We start from the raw sequence: 25,126 nt of genomic DNA, 5'->3' as shown, positions 1-25,126 counted from the left end.
CTCAGTTATAGACCCACAGCACGCGGGCCGGCAGGTCGGTCAGGTTGGCGTAGCGGCAGTGGGCAAAACTGGCGAGGTGAAAGCTGTCGCCGGGGCCGAGAGTGACCGCATCGGCTTCGCCCTCGACCCACAGGGTCAGGTGGCCTTCAAGCACGAAACCTGCCTGTTCGGCGCGGTCGCTCATGGTCTGCTCGCCACTGTTGGCGCCGGGTTCGAGCAGGCTGTCGAGGATCGAAAACGCCCCTTGCATGCTGGGCGAGACAAGGATGTCGGTGATGCCGTTGGCGTAATACACCGTGCGCCGCTCGTTGGGCCGCGTGACCCAGGCCACGGCCTTGGGTTTGGGCACGCTGTAGAAATAAGTGGTGGGCACATCCAGCGCATGGCTGATGGCCGTCAGGTCCGCCACGGTGGGGCGCGACAACCCGCGCTCGACCTGGGACAGGAAACCCACGGAACGCCCGATCTTCTGTGCCAGTTGGGCCAGGGTGAGCTTCTTGTATTTGCGCAGGTCGTGAACCAGGATCGCCAGGGCGTCGAGTTCTTCTTGTTTGTCCATGGGGCTTTCGTGAAATTCTTATCTAAAAATTTCATGAAAAATTACAGGATTAATTTCACGGGTGCAATAGCGGTCCTGTTGTAAGAGCCGGCAAACCGGCTCCTACCACGATGCCATCATTCACTCGCGCTCGAAGCTATCGGTCTGGTTGCCATCGGCGTCGAACACATTCACGCGGTTTGGCACCTGCGCATCCCAGATGCTGTAGGTCGCGTCGTTGCTGTTGTACGGGTAGCTGTAGCTGGTATATGACCCGAGTTTTTTCACCACGCGGTTGTTTTTGTCGATCAATACCAGCCCTTCAAAACTATCCATTTCTGCCGAGGCCAGGTTTTTCTGGAAGGGGTTGAGTTTGCTGTAGGTCATGGGCACGCGCAGTTTGCCCTGTACGTCAATGGCGCCATAGCGGCTGCCCTTTTGCACCACTGCCATGCCGTTGGAAAACGGGTTGACGTCATCAAAGGGCAGGCTAAAAGGCAGCACCTTGCCCTGCTCGTCGATAAAGCTGTATTTGCGGCTGTTACGGTCCTGGATCAGCAGCGGCTGGCCCTGGACAAACTGGCCGAAGACGGTCGCGCCGGGCGGGTTGAGTTTCTTCATCTGCAGGTTGTAGACGTCAGTCTGTTTCTGGTCGGCGGAGGTGGCGTAGATAAACTCGCCACTGCCGTTGATCCCCGAGTAGCGCGGCGCCAACAGTTCCTTGCCGGTCAGGCTCCAGGTACCGTACAGCGAGTTCGAACCATAGGTGGTCTCGCCGGGCCGGCCAATGAACACGTTGCCGATCACACTGGGGTTGACGTACTTCATCGGCACCACGACCTGCAGTTTCTTGACGTCGTAGACCCCATACGGGCCATTGGTTTCACGCTCGACAATCACCAAGTTGTCGTTGATTGCGCTTTCGATGATCTCGAAGGGCAGCTCTTTCAATGTCTGCGTACCCGGTACAAAGGCGAAGTACTTGAACAGCAGTTCGCTCCAGCCTTCGCCGGACGACTTCTGGCCGACCATGATGTGGTACACGCCGGGCATCTCGGTGGGATCGATGCGCTTGAACCGTGGCTTGACCACCCATTGCCCCTTGCTGTCGATAAAACCGCTGCTGTCGCTGGCGCTGTCGTAGGCGATGTAGCGCTCTTGGGGCGCGCTGCTGTTGTGCATTTCCCAATCAAGGGTCTGGGGTTGGGCCGGCTCCAGCACGTAAATCACGATGCTGGCGGGGGTATCTTCGAATTGATAAGTGGCCTGCACGTTACTCAGCTCGCTGGCGGAGCTGGGCAGGTTGCTGGCGAACTGTTCCAGGTGATCCTGCACCGCAGCGGCCGTCTTGAAGTCGGTGAAGTTGTTTTCCATGCGCAGCAGTTCGTTGTAATAGGCCCGCAGGTTGGCTTTTTGTTCGGCGGTGGGCGAAGTGTTGGAGCTGTTGCCAGCGCTGTACAGCGTCTTGCCATCGGCGGTCAGGCCCTGGATTACATAGGATTTATTCTTCGGCGTTGCCAATTGCAAGGAGGCACTGGCGTCGCCCAGGTGGGTCAACTGGTACACCTCGCCACCTTCGGCGGTGGCTTTCGGGTGGGCCCGGTCCAGGACGATTTTATTGAAGCCGGGGTAGGCCTGATAAGTCAGGGTCAGGCCGATACGTTCCAGGGGCTTGTTGAGCTTGAGTTCGGCCTGGGTGGTGTCCTGATCTTGTTCTTCGCTGTCCTCATCCTTGACCGCCACATCGGCGAACGGCTGTTGCGAGCCGTCGCGAAAGTACAGGGTCTGGATGCGGTAGCTGGCTTCGGTCTGCTGATCGGGCAGGGCGCCACGCTTGAGCACCTCGCGAATCGCCTCGACCTCCAGCTTCAGCCCGGACGCATTGTCGTAGAACAATTGCTGGAACTGCCCCGGTGTGCGCTGGAGGTCCGTCAATGCCGCCTTCAGTTCTGCTGCGGTGAAGGGCACGAACGGCTCCTCGTAGTTCAGCTCTTTGTGTTCGCCAGGCGTGGTAGTGGCGGGGCCGATTTCCAGGCGCATGCTTTCGAGCATGGCGATGCGGTTGATGCTGTCGCGCATGTCGAGGATCAGGTAATTCAGGCGTTTTTTCGCTTCCGGCAGAGGCAGGTCGCGGATGCCATCCACACCCCCTTCATTAAGTTGCGCTTCGCTGTATTCGGGACCGTCAAGCAGGCCGTTGGTGGCGCGGCGGTCCAGCAAGTAATAGGTGGCACCGCCAATCACGGCGATCACGATCAGGGCGCTGGCCAGCAGTTTGGTTCGGGTCAGGGCTGTTTTCATTGTTCTCGGACTCGTTGGAAGGCTGGCGCAAGATTAGCAGGCGCGGATATCGGTGCCTGCATTGCGGGTGAATGATTGCCTGGGCCTGCTGTCGGAAACTGGGTACGCATCATTTACTGAAGGAATGCCCATGAAAGCAACATCCCTGATTGCCAGCCTGTTGGTTGCCGCCAGCCTGTCCGCCGCCAGTCTCACCGTGCAGGCCGAGGACAATCCGCAGAAAACCGTGGAGCCTTCGAACATCAGCGCTCGAGACTTGAAAGTCGGGGACCGTGCGCCGGATATCCTGGTGCGCAAGGAATCGGCCCTTGCTGACTGGAAAAAGCGCGGTCTCAAAGCGCCCCACGACGACAGCCAATGGGCGCGGGTCAATGACCGTTATGTGCTGGTGAAAATCACCAATGGCACCATCCTCGATATCACCCCGGCCAAGTAACGGTTTGGGGGAGCGGGCCAATGCCTTTGCTTCCCCTGCGACCGATGTATTTAAAAATTCCATGCACGATTGCATAAAAACGGCATTTTTTGCCGCTCATCCTGAGTTAAGGTAGTTGCGCTTTTCGCCTGTCATGGCGAGCGTAACGACTACTTTCAGGAAACGAGAGCAGGATGCTGAAAACAATAAAAAACTACCCCCGCAGCGTAAACCTGCTGCTGTCGGCCACGCTGGTACTGACCCTGGCCAAGGCGATCACCTTTCCGTACATGGTGATCTACCTGTCCAGCCACTTCGCCCTGGGTATCAGCCAAGTGGGCCTGGTGATCGGCAGTTCGCTGATCGTCGGTTCCCTGTTGAGCGTGTACGGCGGTTTCCTCGTGGACCGGGTCAATAGCTACCGGCTGTTGCTGGGCCTGAGCCTGCTGTTCGTCCTGGGGTTTGTCGGCACGTTGCTGGCCCGCGAGCTGTGGCTTTTCTACAGTTGCCTGATCCTGATCAACCTGGCGTATGCGGTGATCGATGTCGCGGTCAAGGCCGGTTTTGCCAGCCTGTTACCCCTGGAAGCGCGCAGCGAAGTGTTTTCCATCAAGTACACCCTGACCAATATCGGCTACGCGGTAGGGCCGTTTCTCGGGGCGATGGTGGCCAAGGTCGACATGAGCCTGCCGTTTGTCTTGTCGGTACTGCTGGGGATGGGTTTCTTCCTGCTCTACTGGCGCTGGGGCGACCGCAGCCTGGCCACGATCGACGCCGCGCAAAAACCGGTGCCCTTTCTCGCGGTGGGCCGGGTATTGCTGCGCGATCATCGCCTGGTGTGCTTTACCCTCGGTGGCCTGCTCAGTGCGGTGGTGTTCGGGCAGTTTACCGCCTACCTGTCGCAGTACCTGGTGACCACTTCGGACGCCGAATACACCTACACCGTGATCAGCGCCATCCTGACCACCAACGCACTGCTGGTGATCGCCCTGCAATACGTGATTGGCCGGCAGATCAGCCACCGTCACCTGAGCCGCTGGCTGCTCCTGGGGCTGGGTATGTTCATGGTGGGGGTGATTGGCTTTGCGCTGTCCACCAGCGTGTGGTGGTGGGTGGTGTCGATGGCGGTCTTTACCGTGGGGGAAATCATCGTGTTTCCCGCCGAGTACATGTTTATCGACCGCATCGCCCCGGACCACCTGCGCGGGATGTACTACGGCGCGCAAAACCTCTCCAACCTCGGCGCCGCACTGGGCCCGGTGCTGTGCGGACTGGTGCTGGCCAGCCTGCCGGCGCACTACATGTTCTACATGCTGGCCGGGTTTATCGTGGCCGGGGGGCTGTTCTACTTTATCGGCGCGTCGTTGAAGCCGCGCCCTGACATCCCACAACCTTTGTAGAAGTCTGCGCCCCTGTGGGAGCGGGCTTGCTCGCGATAGCCATAGGTATCTACACAACTTTGCCGCAACGCCTAAATCCAGGCAGATAGCGCAGTTGTGGCGAGCGGGCTTGCCCCGCGCTGGGCTGCGAAGCAGCCCCAATAAGCCGAATGCGTTGTACCAGATACACCGCAGCGGCTGGTTTTGGGGCTGCTTCGCAGCCCAGCGCGGGGCAAGCCCGCTCGCCACAGGAGAGTTCGTCAGTTTCTGAAAGTTGTGTAGATACCTATGCCGCGATAGCGGCGGCTCAGTCAAAGATGCATTTACTGACAGGCCGCCATCGCGGGCAAGCCCGCTCCCACAGGGGATAGTGCCTACAAAGGGGCGGGATCAGATGGAGAGGGCAGCGCCCACGGTGTTGCTGTGCAATTCGTAGCGCAATTCTTCGACCATCGTCGCGACGTCCTGCGGGGTCTTGAGCTTGTTCACGCTGATCCCGGTGACCACCAGGTCCACGCGCCCACTCTCGGCATCAAACACCTTCAAGGTCAGTGACGAGTCGCGGCACAGGGTGAATTCGCAGGTCAGTGGCAACAAGGCTTCTTCGATGCAATTACGCAGTTGGGACAAGGTAAACATGCCAGCCCCTCTTTAACGACGACGCAGCAACAGGCCCAGAACCAGACCCACGCCAGCAACGATTGCCACGGTGGCAAGCGGTTTGCGTTGGGCAAAGTCACCGACATTGTCCAGCACATCGCCATAGGTCTGTTGCAGTTGACCGGCCGCCTGGCGTGCTACGCCCTGGGCCTGGAGTTGTTCGTCGTCGGTCATTTCGCCGAGAAAACCCTCAGCCTTACCGAGGGCTTTTTCCACGCGGCCTTTGACTTGTTCACTTTTCATGTTGCCTCCTTCAAGGGCAAAAAATCGCCAGGACACAGGGCGTCAGACCCTGTGCCTACCCTTCAAGGTTAAGCAGCCCATCGCCCTGCAATAAGGCGAATTTGCACTGGTAGTGCTAGTGCATTTGCACTGGAGTCATGGTTTTTTGACCCGCCGCTCCCCGGCGAACAACCCCCGTTCCCGCGCCCATACAATTGCGGCGCTACGGCTGTGCACATTGAGTTTGGAGTAGACCGTGGCCACGTGATTGCGCACGGTATTGAGCGCCAACTTCAGGCGCGAGGCGATTTCCTTGTCGGCCAGGCCTTCACAGATCAACCCCAGTACATCCCGCTCACGGGCGGTCAGGTCTGTGAAGGCGATGGTCGGCTGGTTGGAGCTGTTGACGTTCTTGGCGTTGGCCAGTTTTTCGATCAGGGTCTGGCTGAACCAGGACGCATCCTTCATCACTTCCTCGATGGCCGACACCAACTCCAGTTCCGAGCGTTTGCGCTCGGTGATGTTCATCATCACCAGCAGGTAACAGGCGGTGTCCTGGATGGTCACGGTGTCGGCCGACACCACGCAGTCAATCACCTCATGGCCTTTCTTGCGGATCTTCAGGTCCTGGCCGTCGAGGCTGCCGGCTTTTTCCAGGGTGGCGAACAACTGCGCGCAGGCCTCGCTGCTGTCGATAAAGTTGATATCGCTGATGGATTTGCCGATCAACTCTTCGCTGGTGTAGCCAGTGATGGTCATGAACGCATCGTTGCCGTCCACCACCTGCTGATTGCCCGCGTCGCACACCAGGGTCGGCACCGGTGTCAGGCGGAAGGACTTGGCAAACCGCTCCTCGCTTTGGCGCAGGGCGGTTTCGGCCTTGCGCCGGGGTTCCAGGTCGGTGAAGGAAAACAGCATGCATTCCTCATCGTTCATATCCAGCGGTTGGCCGGCGACAATCACCAGCTTGCTGCCGCCTTCGGGCAGCTTCAGCTCGGCTTGCATCTGCGGGATGGTCGCGCCTTCGCCCAGGCGCTGGATCGCCAACTCCTTGCGCTCGGCCTGCTCCAGTACGTCCAGTTCGTACACCGAACGGCCGATCACCTGGTCGCGGTTGTAGCCGGTCATTTCGAGGAAGCCCTGGTTGACTTTGATATAGCGCAAATCACTCAAGCGGCAGATCACTGCCGGCGCCGGGTTGGCGTTGAAGGTCTTTTCAAAGCGCTGCTCGGCGCTGGCCCATTCGGTGGCATCGCTCAAGATCAGCACCAGCAATTCCGGCTTGCCGGCGCTGTCGGTGAGCACCAGGCTGCGCAGGCGATGGACCCAGGTGCGGTCGGTGTCGGCGGTGGGCGTGACTTCGATCACCACGTCACTGAATTCTTCGCCGTTGGCCACCCGGCTCAGCGGGTAAGCCTCCAAGGCCAGCGGGTGATTGTTGCGATAGCGCAGGGCAAAGCGCTCGGCGTATTCGGCAGTGTTGGCGCCGAGCCCGGCAATATCGTCCAGGCCATGCATGGTCAGCGCCGCATCGTTGGCCCACAGAATACTCTGGTCGACCTCGGCGAGAATCACCCCATCGGACAGGCCGGAAATGATCTGCTGCAATTGGCGGCGATTGGTTTCTTGGGCGAGGACGGCCTGGCTCATGCTTTCTCCAAAATGGGTAGATAAGGGCAACTGTGTCTTCTGTAGGAGCGAGCTTGCTCGCGAAGATCCCCAACACAACGCGCGTGCCCTGGAAGAGCGCGGCATCCAGAACAGGGCATGTCTGGCACATAGGGAGTACGACAACAGAGCCTGAGCATAGTGCAGAGCCAGTCACCCTGGCGGGGTGCGAATGCACCAGTTGTCCTAGTGCAATTGTGCCGAGACCGTCGCTGTCGGCCTGGGCACACTGAAGGCCTACTCATTTGTCCAAGGAACGATTATGACCACTCTTTATGAAACCAACCGTTCGCCGTTTCGCGTGTCCTGGGGTTCGGTACTGGCCGGTAGCGCAATTGCCCTGGTGACTTACTTGGTGCTGAGCGTACTGGGCACTGCCATCGGCGCCAGTGCGGTCGACCCAATGGCGGCCGGCAACCCGCTGAGCGGTTTTGGCACCGGCGCCGGGATCTGGCTGTTTGTCTCCACCTTGCTGGCGATTGGCGTAGGCGCCTTTGTCGCCGGCCGTACAGCTCCTGATCGTGGAGGCCTGCATGGTGTCCTGAGCTGGACCATCACCACCTTGCTCACCACCTGGCTGCTGGCGGCATTGGCCACCAGCGTGGTGGGCGCCGCAGGCAACGTAGTGGGCAAAGGCCTGTCGGCAGCCGGCAGCGCGGTTGCTGCGGTGGCCCCGGGCGTCAGCGACAGCGTCAAGCAGCAGTTGAACGAGAAGGGCATCAGCCTGGATTGGGACAGCCTGCAGGGCGAGCTCGACACCTTGCTCAAGCAAAGCGGCAAGGCAGAACTGGATCCGGCCAATGTCGAGCAAAAAGCCGACCAGGCAGCGGCAGACGGCCAGCAAGCAGCCACTGATGCAGCCACCCATCCAGCCCAGGCGGCGGCTGAACTCAAGCAGTGGTTCGAACGTGTCAAAGCCTCCGGTGAGCCGGCGTTGAACGCGGCAGACAAAGAGGCGCTGGTCAACATCGTCGCAGCCCGAACCGGCAAGAGCCAGGCCGAGGCCAGCCAGATTGTCGAGAACTATGCCCAGGCGTATCAGCAGGCCGTGCAGAAAGTCGAAGAGCTGAAGGCCCAAGCAGAACAACAGGCCCGCGAAGCTGGCGAAGTGGCAGCCAAGCAACTGTCCCGCGCGGCGTGGAGCACCTTGTTGATGCTGGTACTGGGCGCGGCATTGAGCTTTGGCATCGGTCGCCTGGCCATCACGACCCGCAAAGTGCCCTTGGCTTGATCAAGGCCATTTGATGTCATGACCCCAACACCTTGCGTGAGCGCGTAAACTGTCGGCTTTTTTCGCGCTCACGCAAAGGTATGCTTTTGACCCCGGTAAAAACCACAGCCCTCCTGCTGCTCACCACCTTATTGGCGGCGTGCGGTACCTCACCGCCGCGCTCCCCCGATGACCTCTGCGCCATCTTCCGCGAGAAGGACGACTGGTACGACGCGGCCAAAGTCACCCAGAAACGCTGGGGCGTGCCGATCCAGATACCGTTCGCCATCATGTACCAGGAATCGGGCTTCCGGCAGAACGCCAAGACCCCACGCAAGTACCTGTTGTGGATCATCCCCTGGGGCCGCGTCAGCACCGCCGCCGGCTATGCCCAGGCCAAGGATGAAGTGTGGGGCGACTACCAGAAAAGCACCGGCCGCAACTGGGCCAGCCGCCAGGACTTCGACGATGCCATCGACTTTGTCGGCTGGTACATGGACAAGACCGCCACCATCAACGGCGTGTACAAATACGACGCCTACGGCCAGTACCTGAACTACCACGAAGGCTGGGGCGGCTACCGCAACCGCACCTATGCCAGCAAGGCCTGGCTGTTGCCGGTAGCCGGCAAGGTCAAGGCCCGTTCCGATCTGTATGCGCGCCAGTATGCGGGGTGCAAGGCGGACCTGGAACGGGGGTTCTGGGGGCGGTTTTGGCGGTGGTTGTGATGGCTGGAGTGGGTAGGGCCCGTGAGCCTTACCCGCTCGTTTACGCGACCAACCTTCCAACCAGGGGCACGATCAACAAGGTACTCAGCGCCATCGATAGCACATTGCCGATGTACGGATGAAAGTGTGCCGGCAGCCGGCCCGCAATGGCACAGGCCAGTGGAGGCGCAATCAATGCGCCAAGCAACGCGCTCGAACCGACCACCATCCAGCTCCCGCCATGGGTCAACACCGCCGCCGGCACGACCGACACCAACGGCACATAGGTGGGATACCAACCGCGCTTGATCCACTGGCTGCGCCAGATCAGTACACCCAGCGCGGATGTCAGCGCCTGGGCACCGATCAGTTGCAGCACCAGCCCCGAGCCATACGCAGCGCTCACGGGATTCAAGGCATACGCCAGCAGGACTCCCGCCAGCAGGCCAAGGCTGGCCCACTCATTGCCGAAGAACGGCGCTTCGGAAAAGTCGGCCAAGACCCGTCGCAAGCTCCAGCCCAGGCCATAGGACGGCGCTTTGGGCGGTAGCGGTTTGTCTGGGGCGATAGAGTCGGAACGCACCAGAATCGGTACGCGCCGACAGACGACAAAGGCAATCACGCTGCCCGCCGCCATACCCAGCACGTTACCAATCACCGCCGGCAAGCCCAGCGGTACGCAGACAAAATTGACGATCAGCAAGCACATCGGCGTGACCAGCAGCGCACCCAACAACGCACCGTTGAGGGTGACCTTCCAACCGCCACCGAACATCAGCACCATCGCCGCGGGCAGTGAAACAAACGCGGCGAAGGTGGGCTGCCAGGTGTCAGCAGTGACCGTCCACCCCCATAACAGGTTGCTCAGCAGCAGACCCAGCAGGGAACTGGTCACCAACCACGGCCACAGCCCACTGCCGTAGCAAATCGCAAAGCCTTGCCAGCGCTTGCCGCTGCGGCTGGCCCACCAGGCGAGGTACGCGCCCGCCAGCAACCCGAGGGAGGCCAGTTCATGCTTGTAGAAGGCCACCTCGCTGATGTCCCCCAATACCCAGCGCAGCCAGGCGATGGGCTCGGGAAAACTTGCCACCATATCGCCGTAACTCGGCCAGGTGTCTTGATGGGTGAGTGCCGTCCAGAGGATCAACAACGCGCTGATGAGTCCCAATGCGATGATCGTCTTATCGACCCGCGAACGTTCGGTCCCGGGCTTGATGAGTAGATTTTCCATGACCTGCCCTCCCTTCAGCGCGGCAGGGCGGGATGCTGGGAATAGCCGAGCATCTGATCGTAAAGATCGTTGCGTCGGTCACGATGCAAGTCGTTGAGACTGTTCCAGATCGGCGCACTGCGGGCGCTGGTCAGGTCGATATCGGCGAACAGGATTTCCTGGCCGTTGGCCGACGCCACTTTGCCGATAGGCCAGCCATTGGTCCCGGCGATCAGCGAACACCCCAGGTAACGCGCATCGCGCTCCTCACCGATACGGCTGGCGGCGGCGATAAACACGTTATTGACGTGGGCGGCGGTCATGGTCAGGTATGACGCCATGCATTTGCCGGCCTCGTCGAACAGCGGCGGCGGCGTCCATACCCAGTTGTTGAGGCTGCAAATAATATCGGCGCCTTGCTGGCTGAGGATACGTGGTACTTCCGGGAACCAGATGTCCCAGCAGATCAACAGGCCAATGCGCCCGATAGGCGTTTCAAACACCGGAAAACCGAGGTTGCCCGGGGTGAACCAGAGCTTTTCCAGGTTCCATAAATGGGCCTTGCGGTATTTACCGATCAACCCATCCGGCCCCAGCAATACGGCGGTATTGAACAACTGCCGGCCATCGATCTCATTCAGGCCCGCCACCAGATACACCTGGTGCGTGGCGGCAAACGTCATCCAGGCTTGCACACTGGTCCCACCGGGAATGACCTCGGCATGCTCGAATGCATCCTGGCGGCTGTTGAAGAAGTAGCCGCAGTTCGACAACTCGGGCAGTACGATCAGGTTAGCCCCTCCGTTGACCGCCTCGGCGGCCAACGCCAGGCTGCGACACAGATTGCTTTCACGGTTATCCAGGCCGACCTGGGGATCGAACTGCACGACAGCGACGCGGACAGGGCTTGTTGGTTCGCTCATTGGGGGGTGACCTCTTATTGTTATGCAACCGGGGTGGTTGGTTTTTTATAAGAGGGGAAAAAACGTACGGGGTTAAGTCAGGTGCTTCTGGCTGTGGCGTAGTCCGGATCCTTTAGAGGGCACTTGCCAAAGACCCTGGATTCTGGGAAAAAAGCCGGCCAGTGTGAACCTTATGAGGCCCCCATGAGCAACGAAGAACTGCAAATCACCGACATTCGCCAAGGCGACGGCAAAACCGTGGTCAAGGGTGCGCTCATTACCACCCAGTACACCGGCACGCTGGAAGACGGCACGGTGTTTGATTCGTCCTGGGAGAGGGGCAAGCCGTTCCAGTGTGTGATTGGCACCGGGCGGGTGATCAAGGGGTGGGACCAGGGCTTGATGGGGATGCAGGTCGGTGGGGTGCGCAAGCTGTATGTGCCGGCGCATCTGGCCTATGGCGAGCGGACGATGGGCGCGCATATAAAGCCCCATAGCCCTCTGCATTTCGAGATTGAACTGTTGGAAGTGCTGACACGCGACGATTGAAGGGGCAGGGTCGGTCAACTGTCCTCGATATATTTAAAAAAAATGTCGCCAGGCGGATGAGGGCCTGACTGGCAAGCTCCCACAATTATTTGTTTGACCGTTGGCCTGTATCTTCTTGAATAGCAGGCAATGCTGCTGATACTGTACAAAAATACAGTATCCGGTAGCTCGCCATGCAGTTGATCGAAAAACTCAGCATCCTTGCCGATGCGGCCAAGTACGACGCGTCCTGCGCCAGCAGCGGGGCGCCCAAGCGCAGCTCCGAGGGCAAGGCCGGGCTGGGGTCGAGCGACGGCATGGGGATTTGCCACAGCTACACGCCCGATGGGCGCTGTGTGTCGTTGCTCAAGGTGTTGCTGACCAATTTCTGCCTCTACGACTGCCAATACTGCGTCAACCGCCGCTCCAGCGATGTGCCCCGTGCGCGGTTCAACCCGGAGGAGGTGGTGAGCCTGACCCTGGATTTTTACCGGCGCAATTGCGTCAGTGGCTTGTTTCTCAGCTCGGGGATCATCCGTTCGGCGGACTACACCATGGAGCAACTGGTACGGGTCGCCAAGCTGTTGCGCGAGGAGCATGACTTTCGCGGTTACATCCACCTCAAGACCATTCCCGAAGCCGACCCCGCATTGATCGCCGAGGCCGGGCGTTATGCCGATCGCTTGAGTGTGAACATTGAGTTGCCCACCGATAAGAGCCTGCAGATCCTCGCGCCAGAGAAACAGATCGGCTCGATCAAGCAGGCGATGCAGACGATTTTTACCGGCGAGCAAACCGTGCTCAACGAACCCCGTGCACCGCGTTTTGCCCCGGCGGGGCAGAGCACGCAGATGATTGTCGGTGCCGACGACACGGATGACAGCACTATCCTGCACGGTGCCGAAGCGTTGTATGGCAACTTTAAGTTGCGCCGGGTCTATTACTCGGCGTTCAGCCCGATCCCCAATAGCCCGAAAAGCGTGCCCCTGGCGGCGCCGCCATTGATGCGCGAGCACCGTTTGTACCAGGCCGATTTCCTGCTGCGCAGTTATGGCTTTCGCGCCAATGAACTGTTCGCGGGGCCGGGGGATCTGGCACTGGATATCGATCCAAAACTGGCCTGGGCCCTGGAGCATCGTGAGGTGTTCCCGCTGGACCTGAACCGTGCCGAGGCGACATTGATCGCACGGATCCCGGGGATTGGCCTGCGCACCACCGAGCGCCTGGTGGAGCTGCGCCGGCAACGCAAGATCCGCTTTGAAGACCTGGCGCGCATGCGCTGCGTGTTGACCAAGGCCAAGCCATTTTTCATCACCAGCGACTACCATCCCCAGCAGGCGGAAAGCACCAGCGTCCTGCTGCGCGAGCAACTGCGCGACCGACCGCAACCGCAACAGATGGGGTTGTGGGGATGATCAGCCTGGAATGCGACAACCTGTTCAGTACCTGGCGCGAGCAGGCGCGTTGGTTGCTCAGTCATCAGATCGACCCCAGCCATGTCAGTTGGGGCGAAGTGGAAGTGGCGGACCTGTTCGCCACCGATGAGCATTACCCCGCGCACAATGGTCCGTTCCAGGCGCGTATTCCCAAGGCCCTGCTGGAGCTGCTGGAAAGTGCCGCCTGTTACCACGGCGAGCAACGCTGGAGCCTGCTGTATGAAGTGCTGTGGCGTGTCAGCCATGGTGATCGCACGGCAATGATGGCGGGGGATCAATTGGGCAGCGAACTGCAGCGACGGATCAAGCAGGTACGGCGCGAAGTCCATCATCTGCACGCGTTTGTGCGTTTTATCGCCCTGCCGGCAGCGGCGGGCCCGCAGATGCCGGAGTACGTGGCGTGGCACGAGCCGGCCCACGATATTCTGCACAGTGCCAGCCAGCACTTTGTCGGGCGCATGGGCCGCCATCGCTGGATGATCGCCACGCCCCTGGATGGGGTGTATTACGACGGTGAGCAGTTGATCCATCAACGCCAGTGCCCGGAGCAATGGCAGCAGTTGGCGCAGAATGTTGAGGATCCCCACAGTGCCATGTGGCTGACCTATTACAGCCATATCTTCAACCCGGCGCGGTTGAATCCCAAGGTCATGGAAGGGCACCTGCCGAGCCGGTTCTGGAAGAATCTGCCGGAGGGCAAGTTGATACCGGGGTTGATCAGCGAGGCGCGGACGGGGAAGCAGCGGGATGGGCAGGCGAGCCTCGTAGCGGCTCGGCGAGGTAAGAGAATATCAAGCGGGCACGGTTAAATGTGGGAGCGGGCTTGCTCGCGAATGCGGCGTATCAGTCAACCTATCCATCACTGACCCACCGCATTCGCGAGCAAGCCCGCTTGTATGTTTAGACTTGAAGGGGTGGGCGGCGACTAAAAGCCCGATTCCGACTCTAGCCAGTACGGACCGTGGGAGACTTCTCGTCCCGCCCTTTCTACCCTAAGCGCCGATAAGGAATTCATCGGGAAAACCGACAATAGAGGCAAGCCAGCGCTGGGATAGACCCCGACAAGCCCTTAAACCCTAGCTCCGAGGATTAGTTATGACAATCCTTACTTCACCAACGGTTGTGGGTATCGATGTGGCCAAGGCCGAAATCGTTGCCTACCGCGAAGACCTCAACGCCACTCAAGCCATTGCCAACGACCGCGATGCTCTTGGTCGCTGGCTCAACACATTACCTGCCAACAGCTCAATTGCCCTGGAAGCCACCAGCACTTACCACTTGGACACAGCTGAACTCGCCCATGAAATAGGACATCGGGTTTACGTTGTAGACGCTTATCGGTTGAGCCATTACCGCGAAAGCATTGGCCAGCGGGCGAAAAACCGACCCTTGTGATGCACGTTTATTAGCGCGCTACCTGAGCAGCGAGCAGAAACGGCTACGGCTCTGGAGTCCACCTCCGCAGGCTTACAAGTTATTGAAAAGCTTGCTGCACCGACGTGCAGAGCTTATCAACTTGCGTGTAAGCCTTACACTGAGCTGGTCAGGCGAACCGCTTTTGAAAGACGAGTTGGCCCAGCAGTTAAAGTCCTTCAAACAAGCTGAGCAGGTCATTCAGAAGTTGCTGCACAAGGTCAGTAAAGAGGCGGGCATCACCGAAAATATCAAGCGCTGCAAAGCCATTGAGGGAGTGGGTGATCTTACGGCTACTGGTCTAGCGACAGCCTTCATGCGCGGTCAGTTCGCCAATGGCGATGCATTCATCGCTTTCTTGGGGATGGATCTGAGACCAAAAGATTCCGGAAAAAAGGCCGGCCCTCGGCACTTGAGTAAAAAGGGCGATTCAGAGTTGCGGCGCCTTGCTCACAACGCAGCGATGGCCGCTAGCCGATCTGCGACCTGGAAACCGTACTACGAGTCCTACCTAGCCCGGGGACTGGCAAAGACCCAAGCCCTGGTGATCCTCGCCCGCAAGCTCTGCCGAGTGGCATTCGCGCTGATGAAAAACCAGAGCGAATACCAGCCGAACTTAAGGTTGCAGGGTTTACCTGCAACATAGAATCTCCCACATTTGATCTTCTGTGTATCTGGCAGTGCGTTTCAGGCCAACTCAGTCGCAGTGTTTTTCACCACCGCCAACTCCGGATGGGCCACCAGTTTGTCGATGTGCAGCTCGTCATTGTTCAACCAGGTTTCCGTCAGCACGCGGTAGTGCTCCATGTCCCGGCAGCGCATGCGCAGGCTGTAGTCGAAGGGGCCGCTGATCAGTTGGCATTCGAACACCTGCGGGCAAGCCTTGACGCAGGCTTCGAAGGCCTTTTGCGCCGAGCGCCCGCTCTGGTTGGACAGGGCCACCAGCACCAGCAACGACAACCCCGGCGAGACCATCTGCACATCGATGATCGCGCCATAGCCGCGTATCACCCCGCGCCGCTCCAGCTTGCGCACCCGTTCCAGGCAGGGCCTGGGGGTCAGGTGCACCAGCGAAGACAGCTTCTCGTAGGTGATGCGCCCCTGATGGCGCAATACATCGATGATGGCTTCATCAATGCGATCCAGCGCAGGGGAGGAATGGGGTCCGTTGGCCTTGGTATCCATGGTCGATTCTGTATTCACTTCAAGCGGTTGGAGAGAAATTGCTGCAGGCGTTCGCTGTTGGGATGGTCGAGGATCTCGGCGCTGCCTTGTTCTTCGACACGGCCCTGGTGCAGGAACAACACCTGGCTGGACACTTGCCGGGCAAAGCCCATTTCGTGGGTGACCATGAGCATGGTACGACCTTCCTCGGCCAACGTCTGTATGACTTTGAGGACTTCTCCTACAAGCTCCGGATCCAGTGCCGAGGTCGGTTCATCGAACAGGATAATCTCTGGCTCCATGGCCAGGGCCCGGGCGATGGCCACCCGTTGTTGCTGGCCACCGGAGAGAAACGCCGGGTATTGATCGGCGACCCGGCTTGGCAGGCCAACTTTATCCAGGTACATCCGCGCGCGTTTTTCCGCTTCGGCGGCGCTCACGCCCAACACCCGGCGCGGTGCCATGCAGATGTTCTCCAGCACCGTCATATGGCTCCACAGGTTGAAGTGCTGGAACACCATGGCCAGGCGCGTGCGCAGGTTCTGCAGTTGCGCCTGGTGCGGCGCCTGCACGCCGGCGCGGCCCGGGCGCATTTCAATGCTGATGCCGTCCAGGGTGATCACCCCAGCGTCGGGTTGTTCGAGGAAGTTGATGCAGCGCAGCATGGTGCTCTTGCCGGAGCCGCTGGCGCCGATCAGGCTGATCACATCGCCCTTGCTGGCGTTAAGGGAAACGCCCTTGAGCACTTCATGCTCGCCGTAGCTTTTGTGCAGGTCTTCGACCTTGAGCTTGACGCTGGCACTGGCAGCAACAGCAGTCGGGCGGGAGGTGGCAAGATCAGCAGGATGGGCAGCCAGGGCCTGTGCGGACTGGTTCATGGGTTAGCCTCGGGTCGGGACAAGAAAGCGCATCCAGCGTCGTTCGGCCAGTCGGAACAGGCCCACCAGTGCAAAGGACAGCAGCATGTACAGCAGCGCGGCAATGCCGAAGGCCTGGAACGTAAGGAACGTTTCGGCGTTGGCGTCGCGGGCCACCTTGAGGATGTCGGCGATGGTTGCGGTAAACGCCAGGGACGTGGCGTGCAGCATCAGGATCATTTCGTTGCTGTAGGCCGGCAACGCGCGGCGCAGCGCGGCGGGGATCACCACGAACAGGTTCATCCGCCAGCCGTGCAAGCCATAGGCCCGCGCTGCTTCAATCTCCCCGTGGGGAATATTGCGAATGGCCCCGGCGAAGATTTCCACGGTGTAGGCACAGGTGTTGAGCACAAAGGCCAGCAGGGTGCAGTTCAACGCATCGCGGAAAAACTGATTGAGCAGGGCGGTGTCTTGCACCACTTGCAGGCTGTACAGGCCGGTGTAGCAAATCAGCAACTGGATATACAGCGGCGTGCCACGAAACAGGTAGGTGTACACCTCCACCGGCCAGCGTAGCCAGAAGTGCTCGCTGACGCGGGCAATTGCCAGCGGGATCGACAGGACAAACCCGAGGATCACCGACACGATAAACAGCCACAAGGTCATGGCCACTCCGGAAAAGCCCGAGCCATCGGTCCACAGGTACGCCAGGCCATATTGCTGGATCAGTTCAATCATCGTGCGACCCCCTTGATGCCGACGTTGTAGCGCCGTTCCAGGCGTTTGAAGATGCGGTTGGAGAGGGTGGTGATCAACAGGTACACCAGGCCCGCGAGGATCAGGAAGTACAGCGGGTCGTTGGTGGTCTTGCCGGCGTTCTGCGCGGCCTTGACCAGGTCCGCCAGGCCGATGATCGACACCAGCGCCGTGGACTTGAGCAGCACCAGCCAATTATTGCCCAACCCCGGCAGTGCAAAGCGCATCAACTGCGGGAACATCACCAACACAAAGCGCTGCCAGCGACTCAAGCCGTAGGCGGTCGCCGCTTCCAGTTGGCCCACGGGCACACTGAGCATCGCGCCGCGAAAGTTTTCGGTGAAATACGCGCCGTAGATAAAGCCCAGGGTGATCACGCCAGCGGTGAATGGATCGATTTCGAAGTAATTCCAGCCGAGCATCTCGGTCAGGTCGTTGAGCCACAGTTGCAGGCTGTAGAAGATCAGTAGGATCAGCACCAGGTCCGGCACACTGCGGATCAAAGTGGTGTAGAGCGTGGCCGGGATGCGCAACAGCTTATGGCTGGACAGCTTGGCACCGGCGGCGACCAGGCCCAGGGTCAGGCTCAGGACCAGCGCGAGGAACGCCAGCTTGATGGTCATCCAGGCACCCTGGGCCAACAGCGGGCCGAAGCCTTGCAGGTTGAGGAGTTCATTCATGGGGGGAGATCTCGATGGGCACGGTTTCCCTTTTGTAGGAGCGAGCTTGCTCGCGAAGAACTCAAGAGCACCGCGTTCAATCTGGCTTTACGCGTTATCGTTGAGGTTTTTCGCGAGCAAGCTCGCTCCTACAGGGGGAGAGGCTATCTGCTGACGTTATTCGTGGTAGATGTCTTCGTCACCGAAGTACTTCTTCTGGATCAGCGCGTAGGTGCCATCGGCCTGGATGGCCGCAATACCCTTGTTGATCAGCGCCAGCAACTCCTGGTCGTTCTTGCGCAGGCCCATGGCAATGTCCAGGGGCAAGGTCGGGTCCTTGAAGGCCGGGCCGGACTGGTAGTCGGCGCCTTCAGGCTTGGACAGGAAGTTGAGTTGGGCTTCGAGCTTATCGGTCAGCGTCGCGTCGAGGCGGCCGTTTTGCAGGTCGGCGTAGTTCTGGTCCTGGGACTGATACGCCTTGACCTGGGCGCCGAGCTTGGCCAGGTGCGCGCGGGCATAGGCTTCCTGCAGCGAGCCCTGGAGCACACCGACCTGTTTGCCCTTGAGCGATTCCGGGGTGTCGCCGAAGCCGGCGCCCTTGCGGGTGATCACCGAGGTGGGGCTGAGGAACAGGCGGTCGCTGAAGTCGATCTGTTTTTGCCGGGCCGGCGTCACGGCCATGGAGGACATAATGGCGTCGAACTTGCGCGCACGTAGCGCCGGGATCATGCCGTCGAACTCGTTGTGAACCCAGGTGCATTTGACTTCAAGCTTGGCGCAAATGGCGTTGCCCAACTCAATGTCGAAACCTTGCAGGCTGCCATCGGCGGCCACGGACTCAAAGGGTGGGTACTCGGGGAACACGCCGAAACGGATTTCTTTCCATTCCTGGGCCTGTACGGCGGTGGCGCACAAAGGCAGGAGCAGCGCGGCGACGAGTGATCGGAGCGGAGTCATGGTGTTTTCCCTATATTTTGTAATTGATGTCAGGGCAGTAGAAAGGGTGCGGCATGCATTCATTTGCTGACTCTTTGGTCGCGCTCAGAATGCTTCATGATGGTGCGTTTTTTGTGTCGTTTACCTAGGCCTTGGCACGCGGAATACGCTGTTAAAACGTGAGTTGCAGCAGAATCGGCTGCAATACCCTGTATATCGGCTTTTAAAACCAGAATTTACGGCCCGCTGCTCGCGCAAAGCAGCAGGCCAGAGCGGTTTCAGGCGCGCTTTTTGTGCTGTGCGGCCGGTTGTTGGGCCAGGCGGGCGAACAGGTCCTTGGGGTCGGCCAGGTCCGGTACCAGCTCCAGCTCGCTGCCCACGTCCAGGGCCTTGGCCACATCCAGCACATAACGCAGGGCCGAGTAGTCTTCGAGGGCAAAACCCACGGAGTCGAACAGGGTGACCTGGCGTGGGTTTTCCCGGCCCGGCTTCTGGCCGTTGATCACTTGCCACAGCTCGGTGACCGGCGAATCCTCGGGCATATGCTGGATTTCACCTTCGATACGGCTTTGTGGTTCGTACTCGACGATTACCCGGGCGCGCTCGACGATACGGCGGTCCAGTTCAGTCTTGCCAGGGCAGTCGCCGCCGACGGCATTGAGGTGCATGCCGGGCTCGATCATCTCGGCGGTAAGGATGGTGGCGTAGGCTTTGTCGGCGGTGACGGTGGTGACGATATCGGCGCCTTTGACCGCTTCGGCAACGCTCGCGGCCAGGATTACTTTGATCGCCGGGAAGGCCTTGAGGTTGTTCGCCAGCTTGTGCATGGCCTTGGTATCGATATCGAACAGGCGGACTTCGTTGATGCCCAGCAACGCATGGAACGCCACGGCCTGGAATTCACTTTGCGAACCGTTGCCGATCAGCGCCATGCTGCGGCTGTTGTCGCGGGCCAGGTAGCGGGCGACCAGGGCCGAAGTCGCGGCGGTGCGGATCGCGGTGGTCAGGGTCATCTCGCTGAGCAGTACCGGCTTGCCGGTGTCCACATCCCCCAGGGCACCGAACGCCATGACGGTGAGCATGCCGCTCTGGGTGTTTTTCGGGTGGCCGTTGACGTATTTGAAGGCATACAACGAAGCATCCGAGACCGGCATCAGCTCGATCACGCCCTCGGGCGAGTGGTTGGCCAGGCGTGCGCATTTTTCAAAGTCGTTCCAGCGCAGGTAGTCGGCGCGGATGTACTCGGCCATCTCGGTGATGCAGGTTTGCAGGCCTTTTTGCGATACCAGGTAGCTGAGGTCGTTGACGTCGATATAACGGGTCATGGAAAAACTCCTTATTGGAATGAGGCGCGGGCCGGAAGATGCACTTCGGCCAACATGCAGCGGGCACTGCCGCCGCCGATGCGTTCGATATTGTCGATATTCACCACCACCGGGTGGGTGTGGCGCTCCACATGCTGGCGCTGCGCAGGCTTGAGCGAGCGCCAGGCGCTGGCGGACATCACCAGCAGCGGCTGGCCGTCGCGGTCGTGGACCTCCAGCATGTTGCCGGCGAAGGCTTCCAACTGGTCGAAGTCCAGGGCCAGGATGTCTTTGCCGGTGTCGCGCAGGGAACGTTCCAGGCCCTGGCGTTCGTGGGCCTCAGGCAGCGCGTCCAGGCACACCACGGATAGGTCGCGGCCCACGCTCATCATCACGTTGCTGTGGTAGATCGGTGCGTGATGGCGGTCGACGGCATGGAAGGCGCAGACCTGATAGTCCAGGCGCTCGGCGAACTGGCGCAGGGCATCGCGGTGGGTGCGCCCGGAGTGACAGGCGTAGCTGATGCGATGCTGGCGGTCGAGGACCATGCTGCCGGTGCCTTCGAGGAACATGTTCTGTTGTTCCAGGTGGCTGAAATCGATGGTGTGTTTGATCGCGAAGCGTTGCTCCAGCACTTGCAACACGCCTTTGTTGCGCTCCAGACGGCGGTTCTGGCCTTCCATCGGGTACAGCACCAGGCTGCCGTCGGCATGGCTGCTCCACCAGTTATTGGGGAAGATCGAATCCGGGGTATGGGGCGCGGGCGTGTCCTGTACCACCAACACTTCCACGCCATGCTCGCGCAGGGTGTCGACGTAACCGTCGAACTCCTCCAGCGCTTTGTGCTGTGCGGCGACTGGATCTAATGGCGCGCGCTGGAAACGGTTGTTGATCGCGGTGTCCGGGTTAAAGGCAAAGTGCGCCGGGCGGATCATCAGGACAGTATTGGTGGTTTGCATGGGGGGCACGGGTCCATGGGGGTTGGGCATGGAGGCTATTTTGTGCGCTCTGGCGGCAGAATCCCGGCTGAAACAGGGAGCGGCCCAGCCGGGAAAGCTGAAAAGAGGGGTATGGCAGCGGAATCGGCTGTAGCGTCGAGCGCCGCTCAAAATGTGGGAGCGGGCTTGCTCGCGAATACGGTGGGTCAGTGGTGGATATGTTGACTGATCCACCGCATTCGCGAGCAAGCCCGCTCCCACATTGTTATCGTGGGTGCCGTTATAACGCTGTCCGTCAGGAGGAGTCATGTCTACCGCCGTTCGCCTTGCTCAAGCCTCGGATGCCGAAGGCATCAGCCAGGTCATCCTTGCCGCCCTGCACAGTAGTAACGCCGGCGACTACCCGGCGGACGTGATTGCCCGGGTGGCGAGCAACTTCACACCGCAGGCGGTGCTGCACTTGCTTGCCCGCCGCACCGTGCTGGTGGCAATCCGCGAGCAACTGATCGTCGCCACGGCCGCCCTGGACGCCAATGTCGTGCGTTCGGTGTTCGTCAACCCGGCGCTGCAAGGACAGGGTATCGGCCGCCAACTGATGGTCGATATCGAACAGCGGGCCCGTGAAGCGGGGGTCACGGTATTGAGCGTACCGTCGTCGCTGACCGCCGAGCCGTTCTATACCAAGCTGGGGTTCCACACCGTACGGGATGTGTACCACGGCAACGAGCGCACCCTGGTGATGGAGAAGGCATTGTCGTCGCGCCACCCCATCGGGGTTTACCGCGATCGCCTGCATCGTGCCCAGGTCGCGGCGTTATGGCAGGCGGCGTTTGGCTACGACACCGCCCATAACCGGCCGGAGTTGGCGATTGATAAAAAGCTGGCGGTGGCTGATGGGCTGTTTTTTGTCGCCACCCACGGCAAGGCTGTGATCGGCACCTTGATGGCAGGTTACGACGGGCATCGTGGCTGGTTGTATTCGGTGGCCGTGCATCCCGACTATCGCCGGCAGGGCCTGGGCGCGTCGTTGGTGCGCCATGGGGAACAGGCATTGATTGCCTTGGGTTGCCTGAAGATCAACCTGCAGGTCAATCCGGGCAATGAGAAGGTGGTGGGGTTCTACGAGGCGCTGGGGTATGGCGTGGAACCGAGGATCAGCATGGGCAAGAAGATTGCGCAGAACCTGCCCAAATCCTGAAACCACCCGTAAGCAAATGTGGGAGCGGGCTTGCTCGCGAATGCGGTGGATCAGTCAACGTCATCAGTGACTGACCCACCGCATTCGCGAGCAAGCCCGCTCCCACATTTTGTTCTGCGCTCGGCTTAGACCTTGACGATCCAGCCCGTCGGAGCTTCAACGTCGCCGGACTGCACGCCGGTCAGCTCTTTGTAGAGCTTCTGGGTGACTGGGCCGACTTCTTTTTCGCTGTAGAACACGTGCAGCTTGTCTTTGTACTCGATCCCGCCGATAGGCGTGATCACTGCCGCCGTACCGCAGGCGCCGGCTTCCTTGAAGTCTGCCAGTTTGTCGATCAGCACGTCGCCTTCGACCACTTCCAGGCCCAGGCGGGTCTTGGCCAGTTCGATCAGCGACAGGCGGGTGATGCCTGGCAGTACCGACGGCGAGTTCGGGGTGACGAACTTGTTGTCGTGGGTGATCCCGAAGAAGTTGGCCGAACCGACTTCCTCGATTTTCGAGTGCGTGGCCGGGTCCAGGTAGATGCAGTCGGCGAAGTTGGCTTTTTTCGCCAGGGAGCCGGGCATCAGGCTGGCCGCGTAGTTGCCACCGACCTTGGCGGCGCCGGTGCCGTTTGGCGCGGCGCGGTCGTAGCCGGAGATCAGGAAGTTGTGTGGGGTCAGGCCGCCCTTGAAGTAGGCGCCGACCGGGATGCAGAAGATCGAGAAGATGAACTCGGGCGCGGTACGCACGCCGATGTTGTCACCGGTGCCGATCACGAACGGGCGCAGGTACAGCGCGCCGCCGGTGCCGTACGGCGGGATGAAACGCTCGTTGGCGCGGACCACTTCCTTACAGGCTTCGATAAAGGCTTCGGTCGGCACTTGCGGCATCAGCAGGCGCGCGCAGCTGCGTTGCATGCGGGCGGCGTTCTGGTCCGGGCGGAACAGGTTGATCGAGCCGTCCTTGCAGCGATAGGCCTTCAGGCCTTCAAAGCATTGCTGGCCGTAGTGCAGGGCAGTGGAGCCCTCGCTGATGTGCAGCACGTTGTCGTCGGTCAGGGTGCCTTCTTGCCAGGCGCCGTCTTTCCAGGTCTGGAGGAAGCGCTTGTCGGTCTTGATGTAGTCAAAACCCAATTTGTCCCAATTGATGCTTTCGTTACTCATGACACCCTCTATCTCTTCGCAACCGCCTGGTCGAAGGCAGGCTTTCGGTTTATTTCCGGATGGGCGCAACAATACTTCATTCTTGGCTTGTGTGGGAGCGGGCTTGCTCGCGAATACGGTGGGTCAGTGGTGGATATGTTGACTGATACACCGCATTCGCGAGCAAGCCCGCTCCCACATTTGGATCGCATTGACTTTACAGGTGCAGCGCATGCCCCAGCGCCCGCAGGGCGGCTTCCTGCACCGCTTCACCCAGGGTCGGGTGGGCATGGATGGTGCCCGCCACATCTTCCAGGCGCGCGCCCATCTCCAGGCTCAGGCCAAACGCCGTGGACAGCTCGGACACGCCAACCCCCACCGCCTGCCAGCCGACAATCAGGTGATTGTCGCGGCGTGCCACCACCCTTACGAAGCCCGCTTTGGACTCCAGGGTCATGGCCCGGCCATTGGCCGCGAAAGGGAAGCTCGAGACGATGCAGTCCAGGCCCGCGGCCTTGGCTTCGTCCGGGGTCTTGCCGACCACCACCAGCTCCGGGTCGGTAAAGCACACCGCCGGAATCGCCGCCGGGTTGAATTCCCGGGATTTACCGCTGATCAGCTCGGCCACCATCTCGCCCTGGGCCATGGCCCGGTGCGCGAGCATGGGTTCGCCGCTCAGGTCGCCGATGGCCCATACGTTGCGCATGCTGGTCTGGCAGCGGTTGTCGATCTTGATCGCCGCACCGTTCATCGCCAGGTCCAGGGCTTCCAGGTTCCAGCCCTGGGTGTTGGGTTTGCGACCCACGGCGACCAGCACCTGGTCGGTGTCCAGGGCCAGGGTGCCGCCCTGCGGATCGCGCACTTGCAGGCTGCCACCTTCAAACCCGGTGACGCTGTGCTTGAGGTACAGCTTGACCCCCAATTGCTTGAGGGATTCGGCCACCGGTTGTGTCAGTTCGGCGTCGTACGCTGGCAGGATGCGGTCCTGGGCTTCGACCACGCTGACCTCGGCACCGAGCTTGCGATAGGCAATCCCCAGTTCCAGGCCGATATAACCGCCACCGACCACGATCAAGCGTTTTGGCACACGGGTCGGCGCCAGGGCTTCGGTGGAGGAGATGATCGGCCCGCCAATCGGCAGCATCGGCAGGTTGACGCTTTTCGAGCCGGTGGCCAGCAGCAGGTGCTCGCACTGGATGCGTTGGTCGCCTACGTCCACGGTCTTGCCGTCGACGATCTTGGCCCAGCCATGGATGACCTGGACCTTGTGCTTTTTCAGCAGCGCGGCAACCCCGGTGGTCAGGCGATCGACGATGCCGTCCTTCCACTCGACGCTCTTGCGGATGTCCAGGGTCGGCACGTCCACGTCGATGCCCAGGGCCGAACCCTGGCTCAGGTGCACGGTTTGCTGGAACTGTTCGGCCACGTGAATCAGCGCCTTGGACGGAATGCAGCCGATGTTCAGGCAGGTGCCGCCCAACGCCTGGCCTTCTACCAGGATGGTCGGGATGCCCAGTTGGCCGGCGCGAATGGCTGCCACATAACCGCCAGGGCCGCCGCCGATAATCAGCAGCGTGGTTTGCAATGTCTGAGTCATGCCC

Annotated in this window: 24 protein-coding genes and 1 pseudogene; 9 read left to right on the top strand and 16 right to left on the bottom strand. The window is 60.4% G+C overall.

Annotated elements, in window-relative coordinates; translation table 11 throughout:
* Position 1 precedes the first annotated feature (1 nt).
* Both JTY93_RS16565 and JTY93_RS16560 read right to left on the bottom strand, forming a co-directional pair.
* The gene (locus JTY93_RS16565) at positions 2–559 is read right to left on the bottom strand and encodes a helix-turn-helix domain-containing protein (protein WP_205480750.1); all 558 of its coding nucleotides are present in this window, start codon (positions 557–559) and stop codon (positions 2–4) included.
* 120 nt (positions 560–679) lie between these two features.
* The gene (locus JTY93_RS16560) at positions 680–2,839 is read right to left on the bottom strand and encodes a WG repeat-containing protein (RefSeq protein WP_205480753.1); all 2,160 of its coding nucleotides are present in this window, start codon (positions 2,837–2,839) and stop codon (positions 680–682) included.
* Positions 2,840–2,969: 130 nt separating this feature from the next.
* Between JTY93_RS16560 and JTY93_RS16555 the strand changes: the two genes are divergently transcribed.
* Both JTY93_RS16555 and JTY93_RS16550 read left to right on the top strand, forming a co-directional pair.
* Positions 2,970–3,275: an RcnB family protein gene (locus JTY93_RS16555; protein ID WP_169994790.1), complete on the top strand. Its 306-nt coding sequence runs from the start codon at positions 2,970–2,972 to the stop codon at positions 3,273–3,275.
* 173 nt (positions 3,276–3,448) lie between these two features.
* The gene (locus tag JTY93_RS16550; RefSeq protein WP_205480755.1) at positions 3,449–4,654 is read left to right on the top strand and encodes an MFS transporter; all 1,206 of its coding nucleotides are present in this window, start codon (positions 3,449–3,451) and stop codon (positions 4,652–4,654) included.
* A gap of 369 nt (positions 4,655–5,023) precedes the next feature.
* On the opposite strand, the gene JTY93_RS16545 is transcribed toward JTY93_RS16550, so the two are convergent.
* From JTY93_RS16545 to JTY93_RS16535, 3 genes are all read right to left on the bottom strand, one after another.
* Positions 5,024–5,272 carry a DUF1652 domain-containing protein gene (locus JTY93_RS16545; protein ID WP_169994786.1) on the bottom strand — a complete coding sequence of 83 codons (249 nt, stop codon included), beginning with the start codon at positions 5,270–5,272 and terminating at the stop codon, positions 5,024–5,026.
* A gap of 12 nt (positions 5,273–5,284) precedes the next feature.
* Positions 5,285–5,536, bottom strand: a complete 252-nt coding sequence (locus tag JTY93_RS16540) for a CsbD family protein (RefSeq protein ID WP_205480440.1) — start codon at positions 5,534–5,536, stop codon at positions 5,285–5,287.
* A 135-nt stretch (positions 5,537–5,671) separates the two neighbouring features.
* Positions 5,672–7,165 carry a PAS domain S-box protein gene (locus JTY93_RS16535; RefSeq protein ID WP_205480438.1) on the bottom strand — a complete coding sequence of 498 codons (1,494 nt, stop codon included), beginning with the start codon at positions 7,163–7,165 and terminating at the stop codon, positions 5,672–5,674.
* 280 nt (positions 7,166–7,445) lie between these two features.
* On the opposite strand from JTY93_RS16535, the gene JTY93_RS16530 reads away from it, so the two are divergent.
* Positions 7,446–8,414, top strand: coding sequence for a hypothetical protein (locus tag JTY93_RS16530; protein WP_205480436.1), 969 nt, complete (start codon positions 7,446–7,448; stop codon positions 8,412–8,414).
* Between the two features lie 86 nt (positions 8,415–8,500).
* Positions 8,501–9,121, top strand: coding sequence for a transglycosylase SLT domain-containing protein (locus tag JTY93_RS16525; RefSeq protein WP_236300948.1), 621 nt, complete (start codon positions 8,501–8,503; stop codon positions 9,119–9,121).
* Positions 9,122–9,161: 40 nt separating this feature from the next.
* Here JTY93_RS16525 and JTY93_RS16520 read toward each other — a convergent pair whose 3' ends face one another.
* Complete coding sequence (locus JTY93_RS16520; RefSeq protein WP_205480434.1) at positions 9,162–10,331, bottom strand: hypothetical protein; 1,170 nt, start codon at positions 10,329–10,331, stop codon at positions 9,162–9,164.
* A 14-nt stretch (positions 10,332–10,345) separates the two neighbouring features.
* Positions 10,346–11,233 carry a nitrilase family protein gene (locus tag JTY93_RS16515; RefSeq protein ID WP_205480432.1) on the bottom strand — a complete coding sequence of 296 codons (888 nt, stop codon included), beginning with the start codon at positions 11,231–11,233 and terminating at the stop codon, positions 10,346–10,348.
* 183 nt (positions 11,234–11,416) lie between these two features.
* Here JTY93_RS16515 and JTY93_RS16510 point away from each other — a divergent pair, with 183 nt between their 5' ends.
* The 4 genes and pseudogenes from JTY93_RS16510 (at position 11,417) to JTY93_RS16495 (ending at position 15,235) form a co-directional block, all read left to right on the top strand.
* Entirely contained in the window at positions 11,417–11,761 is a 345-nt protein-coding gene (locus tag JTY93_RS16510; RefSeq protein ID WP_205480430.1) for an FKBP-type peptidyl-prolyl cis-trans isomerase, read from the top strand.
* 173 nt (positions 11,762–11,934) lie between these two features.
* The gene (locus JTY93_RS16505; RefSeq protein ID WP_205480422.1) at positions 11,935–13,155 is read left to right on the top strand and encodes a putative DNA modification/repair radical SAM protein; all 1,221 of its coding nucleotides are present in this window, start codon (positions 11,935–11,937) and stop codon (positions 13,153–13,155) included.
* Positions 13,152–13,985, top strand: coding sequence for a TIGR03915 family putative DNA repair protein (locus tag JTY93_RS16500; RefSeq protein WP_205480419.1), 834 nt, complete (start codon positions 13,152–13,154; stop codon positions 13,983–13,985). The genes JTY93_RS16505 and JTY93_RS16500 overlap by 4 nt, the downstream gene beginning before the upstream one ends.
* A 286-nt stretch (positions 13,986–14,271) precedes the next feature.
* Positions 14,272–15,235: pseudogene (locus JTY93_RS16495) on the top strand (IS110 family transposase).
* Between the two features lie 41 nt (positions 15,236–15,276).
* On the opposite strand, the gene JTY93_RS16490 reads toward JTY93_RS16495, so the two are convergent.
* The 7 genes from JTY93_RS16490 to ctlX form a co-directional block, all read right to left on the bottom strand.
* Positions 15,277–15,774 carry an Lrp/AsnC family transcriptional regulator gene (locus tag JTY93_RS16490; protein WP_029296543.1) on the bottom strand — a complete coding sequence of 166 codons (498 nt, stop codon included), beginning with the start codon at positions 15,772–15,774 and terminating at the stop codon, positions 15,277–15,279.
* Positions 15,775–15,788: 14 nt separating this feature from the next.
* A complete protein-coding gene (locus tag JTY93_RS16485; RefSeq protein WP_240344518.1) occupies positions 15,789–16,631 on the bottom strand; it encodes an ABC transporter ATP-binding protein in 843 nt (280 codons plus the stop codon).
* Between the two features lie 3 nt (positions 16,632–16,634).
* On the bottom strand, positions 16,635–17,348 hold the full coding sequence (locus tag JTY93_RS16480) for an ABC transporter permease (RefSeq protein ID WP_029296541.1): 714 nt from the start codon (positions 17,346–17,348) through the stop codon (positions 16,635–16,637).
* The gene (locus JTY93_RS16475; protein ID WP_029296540.1) at positions 17,345–18,046 is read right to left on the bottom strand and encodes an ABC transporter permease; all 702 of its coding nucleotides are present in this window, start codon (positions 18,044–18,046) and stop codon (positions 17,345–17,347) included. Before JTY93_RS16475 ends, JTY93_RS16480 begins: the two co-directional genes overlap by 4 nt.
* A 156-nt stretch (positions 18,047–18,202) precedes the next feature.
* Complete coding sequence (locus JTY93_RS16470) at positions 18,203–18,982, bottom strand: ABC transporter substrate-binding protein (protein ID WP_057439422.1); 780 nt, start codon at positions 18,980–18,982, stop codon at positions 18,203–18,205.
* Positions 18,983–19,239: 257 nt separating this feature from the next.
* Positions 19,240–20,286, bottom strand: coding sequence for an ornithine cyclodeaminase (gene ocd / locus JTY93_RS16465; protein ID WP_205478357.1), 1,047 nt, complete (start codon positions 20,284–20,286; stop codon positions 19,240–19,242).
* Between the two features lie 11 nt (positions 20,287–20,297).
* Positions 20,298–21,224 (bottom strand): citrulline utilization hydrolase CtlX, encoded by a 927-nt coding sequence (gene ctlX / locus JTY93_RS16460; RefSeq protein ID WP_169994761.1) that lies wholly within the window; start codon positions 21,222–21,224, stop codon positions 20,298–20,300.
* Positions 21,225–21,510: 286 nt separating this feature from the next.
* Here ctlX and JTY93_RS16455 point away from each other — a divergent pair, with 286 nt between their 5' ends.
* Positions 21,511–22,401 (top strand): GNAT family acetyltransferase, encoded by an 891-nt coding sequence (locus tag JTY93_RS16455; RefSeq protein WP_205478355.1) that lies wholly within the window; start codon positions 21,511–21,513, stop codon positions 22,399–22,401.
* 125 nt (positions 22,402–22,526) lie between these two features.
* On the opposite strand, the gene JTY93_RS16450 is transcribed toward JTY93_RS16455, so the two are convergent.
* Both JTY93_RS16450 and lpdA read right to left on the bottom strand, forming a co-directional pair.
* Positions 22,527–23,546 (bottom strand): branched-chain amino acid aminotransferase, encoded by a 1,020-nt coding sequence (locus JTY93_RS16450; protein ID WP_205478353.1) that lies wholly within the window; start codon positions 23,544–23,546, stop codon positions 22,527–22,529.
* Between the two features lie 196 nt (positions 23,547–23,742).
* The gene (gene lpdA, locus JTY93_RS16445) at positions 23,743–25,122 is read right to left on the bottom strand and encodes a dihydrolipoyl dehydrogenase (protein ID WP_205478351.1); all 1,380 of its coding nucleotides are present in this window, start codon (positions 25,120–25,122) and stop codon (positions 23,743–23,745) included.
* Positions 25,123–25,126: the final 4 nt, after the last annotated feature.

It is taken from the genome of Pseudomonas hygromyciniae, assembly GCF_016925675.1.
GTDB classification, from domain to species: Bacteria; Pseudomonadota; Gammaproteobacteria; order Pseudomonadales; family Pseudomonadaceae; genus Aquipseudomonas; species Aquipseudomonas hygromyciniae.
Note: the sequence above shows the minus strand (reverse complement) of the source record. Positions and strands in the feature narration are given on the sequence as shown.